This window comes from Kutzneria sp. 744 (genome assembly GCF_000568255.1).
Taxonomy (GTDB): Bacteria; Actinomycetota; Actinomycetes; order Mycobacteriales; family Pseudonocardiaceae; genus Kutzneria.
The window spans coordinates 7,244,149-7,258,900 of sequence record NZ_KK037166.1 but is presented as its reverse complement, the minus strand read 5'-3'; the positions used below and the strand labels follow the sequence as shown (position 1 = coordinate 7,258,900).

The window sequence follows — 14,752 nt, the reverse complement described above, 5'->3', positions numbered from 1 at the left end:
CGGACCGCCGAGTCCATCGCCTACTTCATGATCGCCGAGTCGCTGACCAACATCGTCAAGCACGCGCGGGCCTCGCGGGCCTGGGTGCTCGTGCGGCGGGTCGGCGGGCGGCTGCGGGTCGAGGTCGGCGACGACGGCATCGGCGGTGCGTTCGCCGGCGGGTCGGGGCTGTCCGGCCTGGCCGACCGGGCCGCCGGTGTGGACGGCGTGTTGACCGTGACCAGCCCGGCCGGTGGGCCGACGACCGTGAGCCTGGAGCTGCCGTGCGAATCGTGATCGCCGAGGACGCCGTGCTGCTGCGGCACGGCCTCACGCTGCTGCTGACCGAGAACGGCCACGAGGTCGTGGACGCCGTCGACGACGGCGAGAAGCTGCTGCGGTCGGTGGCCGACCACCGGCCCGACGTGTGCGTGGCGGATGTCCGGATGCCGCCCACGCACAGCGACGAGGGGCTGCGGGCGGCCCTGTTGATCCGGCAGCAGTGGCCGGCGACCGGGGTGCTCGTGCTGTCGCAGTACGTGGAGGAGCGCTACGCCGCCGACCTGATCACCGGGGCCCTGAACGGCGTCGGCTACCTGCTGAAGGACCGGGTCGCGGACGTGGAGGAGTTCCTGTCGGCGCTGGACCGGGTCGGGACCGGCGGCACCGTGTTCGACCCGGAGGTCGTGTCGCAGATCGTGGCCCGGAGCCGGCGTCAGGACCCGCTGGCGGCGTTGACGCCCCGTGAGCGCCAGGCCTTCAGCCTGATGGCCGAGGGGCGGTCCAACTCCGGCATCGCCGAGGGGCTGGTGATCACCGAGGGGGCCGTGGAGAAGTACGTGGCCAGCATCTTCAACAAGCTCGGGCTGCCCAAGACCAGCACCGAGCACCGCCGCGTGCTGGCCGTGCTGCGCTACCTGGGCAGCTGAGTCCGGGACCGCAGCAGGTCGAGCATCGTGCGGCCGAACGCCGCCGGGTCGTTGATTCCAGGCATCGGGGCGTAGCCGAAGTGGTTGCCGGGGAAGATCACCATCGACGCGTCGATCGCGTCGGCCACGGCCTCGGCGCTGCGGAAGGCCGGCGTGCCGGCGACCGCCTTGCCCGCCGCCAGCACGACGGTGACGCCGCCGGCCTTGATCGCGTCGGCGTCGGGCTGGAACCGGACGAAGTCGTTCACCTCGGCGCCGACCGTGAGCTTCGAGCCGACGGCCTGCTCGACGGACTCGTCGACCGGGCCGAGCATGCGGGTGAGCCGGATGAATCGCAGGCCCGCGTCGGGCTGGCCGACCAGGTCGTGGAAGGCCTGGGTCAGTTCCTCGGCGTCGGGCAGCAGCACCATCGCCGGCGGCTCGTGGGCGATGACCAGGTTCACGCGTCGCGGGTGCCGAGCCGCGAGGTCCAGCGCGACCGCCGCGCCCGCGCTGCTGCCGAACACCGCCGCCTTGGTCGCGCCGAGATCGTCGAGCAGCTGGGCCGCTTCGTCCGCGCGCTCGGCCGGGCCGCCGTCGCGCTGCGTGTAGGTGACCACCGTGTAGTGCTCGGCCAGGATGTCCAGCACCGCGTCGAAACTGTCCGCGCTGCCGCCGCCCCCGTGCAGCAGAAGGAGCAGGGGACCGTCGCCGCGAGTCTTGGTGTCCATGTGAACCCCCTTGTCGGGAAACGATACCCGGCGGCGTCGGGCAGACTGGGCAAGTGCGTGCAACTGCTCGGCTCGTTCTCCTGGCGGCTGTGCTGACGCTCGCCGGGTGCGCGACCGTCGGCGGCGTCGCCGAACCGGTGACCGCCGATCCCGTGCTCGCGGGCGGCGGTGTCGTGCCGTCCTTCGTGCGGGGCACCGACAACGGCACCACCGACCGCATCGCCGCCTCCACCATCGGCGACGTGCAGGCCTTCTGGAAGCAGAACTTCCCGTCCGTTTTCGGCAAGCAGTGGCACGACCTGACCGGAGGCGTGTACTCGGTCGACACCACCTCCGACAAGAGCCAGGCGCCGCCGTGCACCGAGTCCGCCTCCGACATCGAGGGCAACGCCTTTTATTGTCCCAACAAGGATTCCGTCGCCTGGGACCGCGCGGCCCTGCTGCCCGTGCTGCGCGACCAGTTCGGCGACGCCGCCGTTGTCGTCGTGCTGGCGCACGAGATGGGCCATGCCGTGCAGGACCGCACGTCCCCCACCGCCGACATGGCCCGCGCCGACCCCGACCGCTACCCGACGATCCTGATCGAGACCATGGCCGACTGCTATTCCGGCGCTTTTGTCCGGTCCGTGGTCGACGGCAAGGCCCCGCACCTGCGGATCACCGCCGCGCAGCTCGACAAGGCCCTCGGCGCCCTCGCCACCTTCCGCGACCCCGTCGGCACCAGTTCGTCCGAGGAGGGCGCCCACGGCGACTCCTTCGACCGCGTCTCCGCCTTTCAGGACGGCTACCAGCAGGGCCCCAAGCTGTGCGCGGGGATGACCGTGGCCAACCGGCAGTTCACCCAGCGCACCTTCACCAGCCTGTCCGACCAGGCCCGGGGCGGGAATGCGCCGCTGCCCGACCTGCTCGCGGCCATGGAGCCCGACCTCAACGCCTACTTCGGCCAGCTCGTCGGTTCCCGCTGGTCCGCGCCCCGTCTCACCCAGTCCGACGGTCCCGTGTCGTGCCCTTCCGGCTCTTCCGGAGACCAGGGGCCCGTGGCCTTCTGCGGCGCCACCAAGTCCGTCTTACTGTCGGTCAAGGGCACCATTCCCGCCCTCGTCTCCAGCATCGGCGACTACGCCGCCGGCACCCTGTTGGCCACCCGCTACGCCCTGGCCGCCCTGTCCCTGTTGGGCAAGCCCGTCGACGCCGCCCCCGCCGGCCAGACCGCCGTCTGCCTCGCCGGCGCCTACACCGCCTCCGTCCCGTCCCGCGGCAAGCCCCTGCGCCTTTCCCCCGGCGACCTCGACAAGTCCGTCGGCGTGCTGCTGGCCTACGACTATGGCTCCCGCGACACCTCCGGCAAGCCCCTCGCCACCGGCTTCTCCCGTGTCCTGGCCTTCCGCTCCGGCTTCACCGGCGGCGCCAAGGCCTGCGGCGTGTGATTCCTCGGCTGCGGCGTCAAGGCCTGCGGTGTCTGATTCCTCGGCTGCGGCGTCAAGGCCTGCGGTGTCTGATTTCGTCAAGACCGGCCCGGTGTCCCCCGCCTAGCGTCGGCGGCATGACACCACAGCTCGCCGTCATCGGCCTCGTCGTCGACGACATGGCCAAGTCCCTCGCCTTCTACCGCCGCCTCGGCCTCGACATCCCCTCCTCCGCCGACGCCGAGCCCCACGTCGCCGCCCCTCTGCCCGGCGGTCTCCAGCTCATGTGGGACACCGTCGCCACCGTCCGCTCCTTCGACCCCTCGTGGACGCCTCCGACCGGCTCCTCCCGCTCCGGCCTGGCGTTTCTGTGCTCCTCCCCCTCCGACGTCGACCGCGTCTACGCCGCCCTCACCTCCGCCGGCCATCACGGCCACCTGCCGCCGTGGGACGCCTTCTGGGGGCAGCGCTACGCCGTCGTCCACGACCCGGACGGCAACGGCGTGGATCTCTTCTGCCCACTGGGCGAGTGAACTTCCGCCAACAACCACTTCCCCTTGCCCTCACTGCCACTTTCCCCTGCCCTCAGCGCCACTTCCGCGTGACCGCGCCACGGCCTGCCGCACCCGTTCCCACCTGCCTTTTTGCCAGCAGCGGCCGGCAGGGCGGACAAAATGGCGACAAAATCGCGCCGACACCAGCGGATGTGCTCCGGCAACCGGGCGTCGAGCGCGTAGACTGGGGTCGAGCCCGTCACCCCTCCCCCCTGGTGACGGGCTCGTCTACTGCCCGGGGTCAGGCGCCTTCGAGGATCTCGGCCAGCCGAAGGGTGTCCTCAAGGTAGCGCTCGTACGGGAAGCCGGCGGCGACAAGGCCGGTGCGCAACTCGTCGTAGAGCGGTTTTCCGGCGCTGTGGAAGGCTTTCCGGCCGGCCTCGGTCAGACGCACGAGCCGTCGCCGCGCATGGTCGGGGTCGACGGTGATCCGCACCAGCCCACCGGCCTCCAGCGGCCGCAGCGAGCGGCTGATCGCCGGGTCGGAGACCGACAGCGCCTGGGCGAGCTGGTGCTGGGTCGCCGGCTCGATGTCCTCCAGCGTGCCCAGCAGGCGTATCTGGCTGTAGGTCAGGCCGTCACGGTCATCGGTCCGCCGCCGGGCCGCCTCGCCCAGCAGCATCACCACGCGGTGCAACAGGTCTCCCAGTCCGTCATCCACGGTGCGAGCATACCCGAGTGTTGACTAGTTAATATTAACCATGCAAGACTCTGGCCATGGACAACACGAGCTTTCTCGCCCAGTCGGCCTTCCCCCTGGTCTGGATCGTGGCGCCGGCCATCGGCGCGTACGTTCGGGCTCGCCGCGCCACCTCGCCGGGGGAACGCCTGGAGATCTGGCAGCGCTGGTGGGCCATCGGCGCCTTCGGCATCGGCAGCCTGTGGATGACGGTCGCGTTCCTCGCGTTCCCGGACGTCATGGCCACGGCCATCGGCTTCGACCGGACGCCCTTCCTGTTCGAGATCGCCTTCGCCAACCTCGGGCTGGCCGTCATGGGCTTCCGCGCCGCCTCGGCCTCGCCCCGTGAGCGCATCACCATCGGGCTCGGCGGCGGCATGTTCCTCTGGGGCGCCGTGGTCGGCCACGTCTACCAGTGGTTCGCCAACGGCGACCACGCCCCCGGCAACACCGGCGGCGTCCTCGTCAACGACATTCTCATTCCGGCCGTCATGATCATCCTGGCCGTGCGGGCCCAGCGCCTGGCCACCCAGCCGCAGCCGGCCGTCGCCGCCTGACACCGCGGGAGCTGCTTTCCTCATGGCCACCCAGGAATCCGGCTCGGCCTCCGCCGACCGGCTCACCATGTTCGTCGACGCGGTGATCGCCATCGCCCTCACGCTGCTGGCGTTGGATCTCCGCGTCCCCACCGGCGACACCGTCACCGCCATGGCGACTTCGGTGCTGGACCACCGCGGCGAGTACCTGGCCTTCGTGCTCAGCTTCGTGGTGATCGCCGCCCACTGGCGCGCCCACCACGACACCTTCCGTCACGTCGGCTCGGTGAGCCCCCGCCTGACCAGCCTCACCTTGGTGTGGCTGTTCATGCAGGTCGTGATGCCGTTCGCGACCCGGGTGATCACCGCCGAGGGCGCGTTCGCGCCGCGGTTCAGCCTGTACGCCATCGTGCAGGTCCTGGCCTCGGCGACCCTGGCGCTGATCATCCGGCAGATCCGGCGAGAACGCCTCTACCGCGGCGATGTCCCACCGGAGGTGTTCTCCCCGATCCTGGTGCGCAGCATCTGCCTGGCCTCGGTGTTCGCCGTGTCCGTCCCCGTTTCCTTCTTCACCACCAACGCTTTCGTGTGCTGGCTCGCCATCCCGGTCGTGCTCACCGTCGCCCGCATGATCCAGTCCGACCGCGCGGACCGGCGCGCGGTTCAGGGCAGCTCGACCTGAATCCCGTACGGGTCGTACTCGTTGCCCGGGTCGAAGGCCCGCAGGCCCGCCGAGCCCAGGATCCCGATGATCGCCTCCTGCATCCGCCGCGCCACCGCGCCGGCGTGCACGAGGTTCGGATCGTTGCCCCGCAAGGGAAGCAGCCTCGCCGCCTCGTTCAGCGCCTCGTCGTCCAGCTCGCCGAGCGGCAGTCCCAGCGAGGCCCGGTCCAGCTCCTCGCTCACCTTCCACACCACGAACACGCCCCCGCCATCGGCCTTGGCCAGCCGCACCATGGTGACCAGCGCGCCGGGCGGCCCGATGTCGTTCGGTTCCACCCTTTTCGCCGGCAGGCCCGCCCGCTTCAGCTCGCCCAGCACGCGCTCCACCACCTCTTCCCACCGTTGGCGTTCCTCGTCCGAGGCCGACCGCAGGCCGTAGGCCTCCGGCCCCCGATCCGGCCGGTCACCCATGCGCCACCTCGCACGCCCGCCGCTCCTCCCCACGTCGTGCAGGGAAGGACGCCTTGCCTGCACGGCCGCACGCAGGTAAGGCGTCCTTCCCTGCGTTGGGGGACATCAGGAACTGCCGGCCGTCCGCTACTTTCCTGCTGTAGCCCGCACTTCTGGCTGCGCGACCGAAGCCCTTCTCCGCCAGTACCTTGTCGAGCTCGTCCCCCTCGACGGCCTTCAACCACCCCGTGGCCGTCGCCCGGTCGATCATTCCCTTCCCCCTTCACATCCTGGTCAGCGGCACTCCCGCCAGCGCCTTCACTTCCCTCGACAGATGCGCTTGATCCGCATACCCCACGCTGGCGGCCACTGTCGCTGGCGGCACCCCTCGCGCCGCCAGCGCCAGCGCCTTTTCCATCCGCAGCACCCGGGCCAGCGTCTTCGGTCCGTAGCCGAAGGCATGCAAGCTCTTCCTCAGCAGCTGCCGCTCACTCAGGCCCACGCCTCCCGCCACCGCCGCCACCGGCCGCCCCTCCCGCAGCCCCGCGACCACCGCCTCCATCACCGGGTCCACCCTGATCCGCGGCCGTGCGATCGCCAGCAGCCCGCCGACCTTGTCCGGCGCCTCCCCCACCCGCTCCGTCAGCTCCCGCACCACCCGCCGCGGCCAGATCTCGTCCAGCCCCACCCTGCTGTCCCTCAGCTCACTCGCCGGCACCCCGAACACCGACGGCCCCGTCCCCGGCCTGAACCTCAGCCCCGCGTACACCCGCCCCGCCGGGCTCCGCATCTCCATCGCCACCGTGTCCGGCCCGGCCACCAGCAGCCGTCCGTCCGACCAGATCAGGTCCAGGCACCCGTCGGGCAGGATCCGATGCGTCTGCGGCTGCTCCACCACACGACTCCACCCCACCGCCCCGGCCACGCCGGTCGCCCACTCCCGGTACACGCCCGCCAGCATCCCACCGGGGTCTGACAGTTTCCGTTCTCAGCGCCAGGACCCCACTCGATCCAGCCGACGCCCTCGCGGCACGTGGCGGACACGCGAACCAGGTCGCCAGCTCGTGGACCGCCTCCGCAAGGCCGATCGTGTAGCTCAGCGTCGCTACGCCGGCTGCCGTGCCGGGTGCTCAGGTCCGCACCAGCGACGTGGATGTAGACATTGCCCATGAACAGGAAAAGAACGGCTGCGCGGCGGACGCCGTCGCCAGGTCGATCACGTGCTCACGTGGCGTGCCCAGCAGGTCCGTTGCCGGACAACGGGTACTCCATCGACAATCCGTCGAGGACGACGCCGTTGGGCAGGGGCATGTGGCTGCGCCGGACTTCGTGGAAGCCGAAGGCTCGGTACAGCGGCACGCCCGGCATGGTGGCCATCAGGACCAGCGATCGAAACCCCTCGGCTTTGGCGGCCTCCGCGCACCGGGTGAGGATCGCTCGCCCGAGGCCGCGGCGGTTCCAGTCGCCCCGTACGAACATCGCCCGCACCCGCGCCGGCTCGGCCGCCGGATCCAGCCGGCGATCGTCCCCCGGCGCGTCGCCGGACCCGGCGTACAGCTTGTTCCGTCTGCTCCAGCCCCCGCAGGCCACCAACTGCCCGTCCACCTCGACGACGAAGTAGGTCCCGTCGTCGATCAGCGCCAGATCAGGCTCGGTGAGATACCGCGCGGCTGCCGCCGTCTCGCGCTCGTCGTGCAGGCGGGGAAACACCTCCAGCACCGACCGCCGCATGAGCTCGGCTATCCCCGGCACGTCCCCTCGCGTTGCCGGTCGCAGCACTGGCGACCCCTCCAGCGGAATGCTTGTCACTCCACAGCCTCGATCGTGAGCTGGTAGCGCAGGTGCCGTCCGGGAAGCATCGTCATGACGCTGACCTCGACCGGGCGTCCACCCCGGGCACTGCTGGTGCGTTGCAACACGAGCACGGGCGTCGGTCCTTGCAGGGCAAGGAGTTCGGCTTCCTCGGCATTCGCCAAACGCACGGATACGTCCTCGTCGAGGTGACGAAGCTCGTGGCCCGACTCGGCGAGGAGCGTGGGTGCGCCGCCGCGGATCTTCCGCGCCTCGGCCAGGCGGGTGCCGCGAGCGATGTCGGCCGGGTAGTACGAATCGACGAGCTCGACCGGCTGGTCGTCGAGGAGGACCAGGCGGCGGCGTACGACCACGGGCGCGGTCGGCGAGCTGTGAAGCGCGGCGGCAACATGTGGCGGAGGCACGACCTCCCCGACGTGCAGGAGCCGCTGCGTGCCGACGTGGCCATGGTCAGCCGCCTCCTGCGCCCACGCGTCGGGTGCGCCGGCCTCGCGGGTCTTCACGTACGGCGTGGAGACGCTGATCCAGGCATCCGAGTCGGGCACGACCCCGATTTTAGTGATTACCGCCCGACGGGTCAGGTGGCGACGATCTTGGCGCCGGGGATGGTGAGGGTGCCGCCGGACTGGTCGGTGTTGGTCACGACGACGTTCTCGAAGGTGACGTCGGGCGGCGTGATCAGGGGCGGGCTGGTGGCGGTGTAGTCGATGGGCAGCCGGACGGGGATGCCGAGGATGTTGATGACGGCGGTGCCCTTGATCTCGGCGGTGAGCATGGTGATGGTGCCGTCGGTGATGGCCGAGGTGGAGCCGGGGGCGGCGGTGGTGACGATCTTGTGGCCGCCGCCGCGGTCGGCGGTCTGGACGAGGTTCTTGATCTTGACGGAGGAGGCGGTGAACTTGAGGACCTTGATGGTCTTGCCGCCGACGACGGTGGAGACGATGCCCTTGTAGGCCAAGCCGGACATGGCGATGGAGGGGGACTCCAAGGTCCACACCCGCGTCCCCGCCGGCAGGGCGGGCGGGGACGGGGTGGCGGTGGTGGTGCTGGTCGCCGCCGTGGTGGAGGTGGCCGTCACACTGCTCGACGACGACGGCGACGTCGTGGAGGTGGGCGCGACGGTGGTCGTGGTGGTGGACCCAGCGGTGGTGGACGCAGCCGTGGTGGAGGTAGCGACCGAAGAGGTGGTGGGGTCGGCGAAGGCGTAGCTGGGCTGACCGACGCCGTGCGCGGTCAGACCGAGCAGCACCACGAAGGCAGCGGCGGCCGGGGGAACGGCCTTGGCGGCCTTGCGCTTGCGGGTCTTGGGCGTCCACGACAGGGCCAGCGCGGAGCCGAGCAGCCCGAACAGGGTGCCCAGCAGGAAGCCGCCGAGGTTGGTGGTGATCAGGGCGGTCAGGGACAGGATCAACGACGCGACGCCGGCGGCCAGCCGGAACTGGGGCCGAAGCCACATGGTCAGGGCGCACACCACGAGCAGGGCGCCGATGAGCGCCCCGGACAGCCCGCCGATGGTCTGGATGGCGATCGCCATGGAGCCCAGCTTCAGCGAGGCGAAGGGCGGGAAGAGGATGATCAGCCCCGACAGGAGCAGGAACAGCCCGGCCCAGAACGGGCGACTGCGTCGCCAGCGGTTGAAGGCACGCCAGGCCCTGCCGATCACGGAACCGACCACGACAAAACTCCCTTCCATGCACGGAAGCGGCAGCACCCGGGGGAATGTGCTGCCGCGACCGTGCGTGATCGACCTACTTGATGCACTGGTTGTTGCCGGCCACGATGCGCAGGCTCATCCCCTTGAAGGAGATGGTCTGCGCGGACGTGCCCCAGGCAACCTGCTTCAAGTTGTTGATGTCGATCGACTGCGCCTGCATGCCGAAGTCGCCGGGACGGCCCTGCGCGCCGACCGGACCGGTGGAGACCTGGCTGGCGTCCACGCCGATGTCCGGGGTGTGCAGGGTGAAGTCGCCGTCCACCTGCGCGACGTCGACGACCATGTTGTCGGCGTGCATGCCCTTGGGCCCGTCCGCGGTGATCCGCAGCGTGAGGTCGCCGATGAACGGGTTGTTGGGCAGGAACACGGACTGGCAGAAGTTGTCCAGGTCGGCGCTCTTGAACGCGTTGACCGCCACGGGGTGCGCGGAGTCGGCGTTGGCCGCGACGCCACCGAACTGGACGAATCCCTCACCGTGCAGGTGGGTGGAGGTGACCTCGAAGCTGGTGCCGGACACCGCGAACGAGGCGGCGAACGCGCCCTGGCCCACGCCGACGAGCAGGCCACCGGCCAGCACGCCACCCACGCCGAGCGTGCCGGCGAAGCGCAGCCACCGGGTGCGACCCCGGACGGGGGCGACCTCGGGTTCGACCTCCTCGCCGAACTCGACGTCGTCGGCTTCGCGCATGGCTTTCTCCCTTCCAACAGGCGAAGTACCCGTCGGTAACTTCGTGACGAGACTCACTCCCCTGACAGGCCGGCACAAGCGAACGGGTCGTCGAAACCCAGAATTCACTCCCCAGGGTGAGATATTTTCACGTTCCGATCACGACTGAAACGCATCGCCAACCGCCGGACAGGCGGCCCACTACGCCAGTAGGGTGCTCGCGGCGTAGCAAAGGGCGGCAAGGGGAAACACACTAATGAGCACGGCAGGTCGGCGCATCGGGTCGACGGTTCTGGCGCTGGCGGCCGCGATCACGCTGCTGAGCAACTGCTCGGCCAAGGTGGCCGGAACGGCGGGCCCGCTGGGGCAGCTGGATCCGGGCTCGGCGGGCGGCATACCGGTGAACTCGGGCGCAAGCGGCCCCCGGCCGAATGTGCCGGACGCGACGCTCGCAGTGGCCAACAGCGATCACGGCGAGATGGACCGGCTGGCCCTCAACACCCTGTCCGACGTGGACGATTACTGGAAGGAGCAGCTGCCCAAGGTGTTCGGGCGGCAGTTCAAGCCGGCGTCCAAGCTCACCTCGTACGACTCGGCCGGCCCGAACCTGCGCGTCTGCGGCGGCCGCGAGGACACCGCGGGAGTGGTGAACGCCTTCTACTGCGACCTCGACAACAGCGTTTCCTGGGACCGCGGGGAACTGCTGCCGGGACTGGTGCAGAGTTTCGGCCCGCTGGCGGTGACGATGGTTCTGGCCCACGAGATGGGCCACGCGGTGCAGTCGCAGCTGGGCCCGTTGTCCGGAGTCGACAATGCGACGCCCAGCATTGTCCTTGAGCAACAAGCGGATTGTTATGCCGGCGCCTTCATGCGCGCCGTGGCCGAGGACAAAGCCAAGCATTTCCAGATGTCCACCGGCGACGGACTGAACAAGGTGCTGGCGACGACCTTTTTCGTCCGCGACCAGCCGGGCCACTCCTTCAAGGGCCAGTCGGCCCACGGCAACGCCTTCGACCGGGTCTTCGCGTTCCAGACCGGCTTCACCGACGGCCCCAAGCGCTGCGCGCAGATCGACGTGGCGGAGATCAACGCCCGCATCACGGAGACGGCCTTCCGCGACGACACCGACGCGGCCCAGAACGGCAACGTGCCGATCACCACGGGCAACCTCCAGCGCATGGGCCGGACCCTGGACCAGGTGTTCGGGCGGACCGGCGGGAAGCCGACCCTCAGCACGGACAAGCCGGCGCAGTGCAGCGACGCCAAGACGACCACGCCGACGGCCTACTGCCCGGCGACCGACACGGTCTCGATGGACCTGGCCAGCCTGAAGATCATCGGCACGCACACCAAGAAGGGCAAGGGCATCGGCGACTTCGCGGCGTTCGGCGAGGTGGCCTCGCGCTACGTGTTGTCGGTGCAGAAGTCCAACAACCTGCCGCTGGACGACGCCAACACGGGCCTGCGCACGGCCTGCCTGGTCGGTTACTGGGGCGCGGCGATGAAAAAGGGCGTCGACGACCTGTCGCTGGCGGCCGGCGACCTGGACGAGGCGGTGGCGGAGCTGCTCACGACCAACAGCCTGATCGCCGCCGACGTCAACGGAAAGGCGGCCGCCTCGGGCTTCTCGCGGGTGGAGGCGTTCCGGATCGGCTTCCTCCAGGGCGCCTCCACCTGCATGCAGAAGTTCGACTAGTCAGCCGGCGGCGTCCAGCTCACGGGCCAGCCGGATGAGCTCGGAACGACGGCGGCTGCCGAGCTTCTCCCGGATGTTCTCCAGGTGCCGGTTGACCGTCCGCACGGCCACGCCGAGCTCCTCGGCGATCTCCCGGTTGTCGTAGCCGCGGGCGAGGCAGCCGAGGACCTCTCGCTCACGGCCGGTCAGTGACGACTGGTGCTGGAACTCGCCGACCAGCCGCGCGGCGAGCTCCGGCGGCAGCACCGGGCCCTCCATCACGGCCAGCACGGCGTGCGTGAGCTCGGCGGTGGTGGCCGCTTTGCTGACGTAGCCGTGCGCGCCGGCCTTCATCGCCGCCAGCACCTCGCCCGCCGACGCCTGGGAGAGCACGAGCACTCTGGTCCGCGGCCGGGTCCGGGCCAGATGCTCGATGAGGTCCATGCCCTGTTCGTCGCCTAGTCGCAGGTCCACCAGCACGACGTGGACGAGTTCGACGTCCAGCAGCCGCAGGGCCATGGCGGCGTTGTCGGCCTCGCCGACCACGGTGACGCCGGGGTGCCTGTCCAGGCTGGACCGGATGCCCGCCCTGGTCACCGGGTGGTCCTCGACGACGAGCACACGGACAGTGGAAACGGACGTCATGGCGGGCTCCTCAGTTCCAGCCGCACCTCGGGCCCCCGGCCGGGGCGGCTCCGAATGATGACCTTGCCGCCCAGCCGCTCCAGCCGGGCGCGGACGCTGACCGCGAGCCCGAGCCGGCCGGACGCGGCCAGTTCGGGCTCGTCGTAGGTGAAGCCGACGCCGTCGTCGCGCACGTCGACCGTGATGACGGCGCCGTCGTCCAGCACCGAGATCCACACGTGTTCGGCCTCGGCGTGCTTGACGACGTTGCCGAGCAGCTCGTTGACGGCCGCAGCCAGCTCGGCGGCGACGTCGGCGGGCACGAGAATGTGGCCGCTGTCGACCAGGCGGACGGGCCACTGCTTGAAGCCGTCGGCGACCTCGGCGATGGCCTCGACCAAAGATCGGGTGCCGGACGGCGTGCCGGGCTCCTCGGGCCAGCACGAGCCGGCGCAGGCTGGCCTCCTGCCGTCCCACATCGGCCATGAGGGCCCGCAGCTCGGTCCGGGTGACGCCGCCGCGGTCGGCCAGGTCGCCGCCGTCCTTGCGGATCTGGCCGAGGCGCTGGAGCACGTCGTCGTGGATGTGGGCGGCCAGCCGCTCCCGTTCGCGCAGACTCGCGACCACGGCTCGCCCCTCGGCCAGGCGCACCGACACGCGCTCGAACTGGCCGGTGGCGATGCCGATCGCGCCGCCGAGCACCACGTACGACAGCGCGCTGCCGAGCAGGCTCACGCCGTCCAGGTAGCCGGCCAGGAAGAGGGAGGAGCCGTTGAGGTGGTAGCCCACGGGCAGGCACAGGGCGACGGCGAGGCCGGCCAGCACGCCGCCACGCACGCCGTAGACGGTGGCCCAGGCGGCCACGGCGGCCATCGGGTAGGCGCCGGCGAAGGTGGGGTGGTCGGTGAGCAGCTGCCCCTGCGGCCCGACCCAGCCGGACACGAGCAGCACGAGAATGGCCAGCAGGAGGTCGACGGTCAGCACCCGGCCGGTGCGGCGCACGGCGGCAACGGTCAGCCAGGCGGTCCAGCCGAGCATCGCGGCCAGGGTCACCACCGCCAGGCTCGCACGCTGCTCCAACACCTGGTTGCTGAGCAGGGCTATGACGGCGGTCCACCCCACGGTGAGCCACCGGAAGCTGAGAATCAGCAGCATCGGCGCGGGGTGGGCCCGCGTCACGCCACCGTCGGCCATGCGACGACCCCCATCGCGCTGATTGCCCTACTACTTTGGAGCATCCGGCCCTACCGTGGATACACGTGAGGGCGGGGGACCTTGTCGACATAGTCGGCGTCCAGGTTGCTTGGTGGCAACTCGGATTCCGTGGCCGTCGAGACGTGCTACGACGGGCGAGAACCGGTGGAACCGGTTTCGGCGACGAAGTCGGTCGCGCCTGGGCCATGCAGGTGCTGGTGGCGCCCTGGTGGTGGCGCGCCGCGCGCACGGCGCTGGCCGCCGGGGCGGCGCTGCTCGTGGTCGTGGTGGCCGAGGTCGGCCTGCTGTCGGAGCTCGGCGACGCCACCGTGGCCGTGCTGCTCACGGTGCTGCTGTCGTTCGGCGTGACGGCCTTCATGGCGTGGCGGCAGACGCAGTGGGCCCGCGAGATCGCCGGCGCCGAGGGCGCCCACGCCCGTCCGGCATCGGTCGTCGCCCGCAAACTGCGCCTGACCGGCGCGCTGCTGGTGGCCGTCGCCGCGCTGTCGACGTTCCTCCAGTCCGCCGCCGACACCGCGTCCAGCGAGTACGTGTGCCAGCGCTACGGGCAGTACGACCCGCACTTCCCCGGCGTGTTCGAGGGCCACGCCGCCAACAACATGTGCGTCCTCGGCCCCATCCGCCACACCGACGACATCACCTGGGTCCGGAGCGCGGACGGCAACTACCACTTCTGGTTCCCGACCGTCGGCGGCCTGCTGTCCATGTCGACGCCCATGCGCGACGCGTGGGTCGGCTACCGGCCGCTGCTCGGCGATCCCGTCGACACCGACCGGTTCGACGGCTGCAACCGGTACGTCAACTTCGCCCACGGCTACGTCCTGGAGCGGCCCGACCAGCCGGTGGTGGTGGCCGCCGGCAACTACCAGCCGGCGCTCAACACCGCCGACTGCAACGTGCCGGACCGGCCGTACCTGACCAGCGTCGTGCAGGACGGCGACGGGAACCTCCAGGTGGACTGGAAGTTCCAGCGGACCGACGCCTACAACGTCACCTACTGGGTGGTGGGGCGGCCCGGCGTGCGCAGCGTCGAGGCCGCCCGCACCCACTTCGTCTTCGACCGGCCGGAGCCGGGCATGACCTACGGCTTCCAGATCCAGGCGTGCCAGAAGCACTTCCTCGGCCGCTCCAAGTGCACG

At 70.5% G+C, this 14,752-nt stretch carries 19 protein-coding genes; 9 read left to right on the top strand and 10 right to left on the bottom strand.

The features are described from left to right. The coding region (locus KUTG_RS61925) for a sensor histidine kinase (protein ID WP_043722519.1) at nt 1-276 on the top strand (276 nt) is incomplete at its 5' end. Next, nucleotides 264-908: a response regulator gene (locus KUTG_RS61920; RefSeq protein ID WP_043722517.1), complete on the top strand. Its 645-nt coding sequence runs from the start codon at nt 264-266 to the stop codon at nt 906-908. The genes KUTG_RS61925 and KUTG_RS61920, both read left to right, overlap by 13 nt. Here KUTG_RS61920 and KUTG_RS33435 read toward each other — a convergent pair. Next, nucleotides 893-1,618, bottom strand: a complete 726-nt coding sequence (locus KUTG_RS33435; protein ID WP_043722515.1) for an alpha/beta fold hydrolase — start codon at nt 1,616-1,618, stop codon at nt 893-895. The two genes, KUTG_RS61920 and KUTG_RS33435, sit on opposite strands and share 16 nt — an antisense overlap. Nucleotides 1,619-1,671: 53 nt before the next feature. Here KUTG_RS33435 and KUTG_RS33430 point away from each other — a divergent pair, with 53 nt between their 5' ends. Together KUTG_RS33430 and KUTG_RS33425 are read left to right on the top strand one after the other, a co-directional pair. After that, nucleotides 1,672-3,045, top strand: coding sequence for a neutral zinc metallopeptidase (locus KUTG_RS33430; RefSeq protein WP_043722512.1), 1,374 nt, complete (start codon nt 1,672-1,674; stop codon nt 3,043-3,045). A gap of 116 nt (nt 3,046-3,161) precedes the next feature. After that, nucleotides 3,162-3,557 carry a VOC family protein gene (locus KUTG_RS33425; RefSeq protein ID WP_043722511.1) on the top strand — a complete coding sequence of 132 codons (396 nt, stop codon included), beginning with the start codon at nt 3,162-3,164 and terminating at the stop codon, nt 3,555-3,557. 262 nt (nt 3,558-3,819) lie between these two features. Here the strand turns inward: KUTG_RS33425 and KUTG_RS33420 are convergent, their stop codons facing one another. Beyond that, the gene (locus KUTG_RS33420; RefSeq protein ID WP_043722508.1) at nt 3,820-4,239 is read right to left on the bottom strand and encodes a MarR family winged helix-turn-helix transcriptional regulator; all 420 of its coding nucleotides are present in this window, start codon (nt 4,237-4,239) and stop codon (nt 3,820-3,822) included. 56 nt (nt 4,240-4,295) lie between these two features. Between KUTG_RS33420 and KUTG_RS33415 the strand changes: the two genes are divergently transcribed. Together KUTG_RS33415 and KUTG_RS33410 are read left to right on the top strand one after the other, a co-directional pair. After that, nucleotides 4,296-4,814, top strand: a complete 519-nt coding sequence (locus KUTG_RS33415) for a DUF6790 family protein (RefSeq protein ID WP_043722507.1) — start codon at nt 4,296-4,298, stop codon at nt 4,812-4,814. A gap of 22 nt (nt 4,815-4,836) precedes the next feature. Beyond that, a complete protein-coding gene (locus KUTG_RS33410; protein WP_043722504.1) occupies nt 4,837-5,475 on the top strand; it encodes a TMEM175 family protein in 639 nt (212 codons plus the stop codon). Here KUTG_RS33410 and KUTG_RS33405 read toward each other — a convergent pair. From KUTG_RS33405 to KUTG_RS33375, 6 genes are all read right to left on the bottom strand, one after another. Next, entirely contained in the window at nt 5,457-5,927 is a 471-nt protein-coding gene (locus KUTG_RS33405) for a PH domain-containing protein (RefSeq protein WP_043722503.1), read from the bottom strand. The genes KUTG_RS33410 and KUTG_RS33405 overlap by 19 nt on opposite strands. Before the next feature lie 262 nt (nt 5,928-6,189). Continuing rightward, a complete protein-coding gene (locus KUTG_RS65400; RefSeq protein ID WP_084580069.1) occupies nt 6,190-6,867 on the bottom strand; it encodes a helix-turn-helix domain-containing protein in 678 nt (225 codons plus the stop codon). A 263-nt stretch (nt 6,868-7,130) separates the two neighbouring features. Next, nucleotides 7,131-7,685, bottom strand: a complete 555-nt coding sequence (locus KUTG_RS33390; RefSeq protein ID WP_232241101.1) for a GNAT family N-acetyltransferase — start codon at nt 7,683-7,685, stop codon at nt 7,131-7,133. Between the two features lie 26 nt (nt 7,686-7,711). Further along, nucleotides 7,712-8,221, bottom strand: a complete 510-nt coding sequence (locus tag KUTG_RS33385; protein ID WP_232241100.1) for a UTRA domain-containing protein — start codon at nt 8,219-8,221, stop codon at nt 7,712-7,714. 74 nt (nt 8,222-8,295) lie between these two features. After that, on the bottom strand, nt 8,296-9,429 hold the full coding sequence (locus KUTG_RS54165; RefSeq protein ID WP_052395693.1) for a DUF6114 domain-containing protein: 1,134 nt from the start codon (nt 9,427-9,429) through the stop codon (nt 8,296-8,298). Between the two features lie 37 nt (nt 9,430-9,466). Then, on the bottom strand, nt 9,467-10,120 hold the full coding sequence (locus KUTG_RS33375) for a DUF6230 family protein (RefSeq protein ID WP_052395692.1): 654 nt from the start codon (nt 10,118-10,120) through the stop codon (nt 9,467-9,469). 235 nt (nt 10,121-10,355) lie between these two features. On the opposite strand from KUTG_RS33375, the gene KUTG_RS33370 reads away from it, so the two are divergent. Beyond that, nucleotides 10,356-11,795, top strand: coding sequence for a neutral zinc metallopeptidase (locus KUTG_RS33370; protein WP_043722497.1), 1,440 nt, complete (start codon nt 10,356-10,358; stop codon nt 11,793-11,795). Here the strand turns inward: KUTG_RS33370 and KUTG_RS33365 are convergent, their stop codons facing one another. Further along, entirely contained in the window at nt 11,796-12,419 is a 624-nt protein-coding gene (locus tag KUTG_RS33365; protein ID WP_043722494.1) for a response regulator transcription factor, read from the bottom strand. Continuing rightward, the gene (locus KUTG_RS33360) at nt 12,416-12,799 is read right to left on the bottom strand and encodes a sensor histidine kinase (RefSeq protein ID WP_043722491.1); all 384 of its coding nucleotides are present in this window, start codon (nt 12,797-12,799) and stop codon (nt 12,416-12,418) included. Before KUTG_RS33360 ends, KUTG_RS33365 begins: the two co-directional genes overlap by 4 nt. A 7-nt stretch (nt 12,800-12,806) precedes the next feature. Between KUTG_RS33360 and KUTG_RS33355 the strand changes: the two genes are divergently transcribed. Continuing rightward, nucleotides 12,807-13,661, top strand: coding sequence for a hypothetical protein (locus tag KUTG_RS33355; RefSeq protein WP_043722489.1), 855 nt, complete (start codon nt 12,807-12,809; stop codon nt 13,659-13,661). 137 nt (nt 13,662-13,798) lie between these two features. After that, nucleotides 13,799-14,752 (top strand): fibronectin type III domain-containing protein (locus KUTG_RS33350; protein WP_043722487.1); only part of this gene is annotated, 954 nt, incomplete at its 3' end.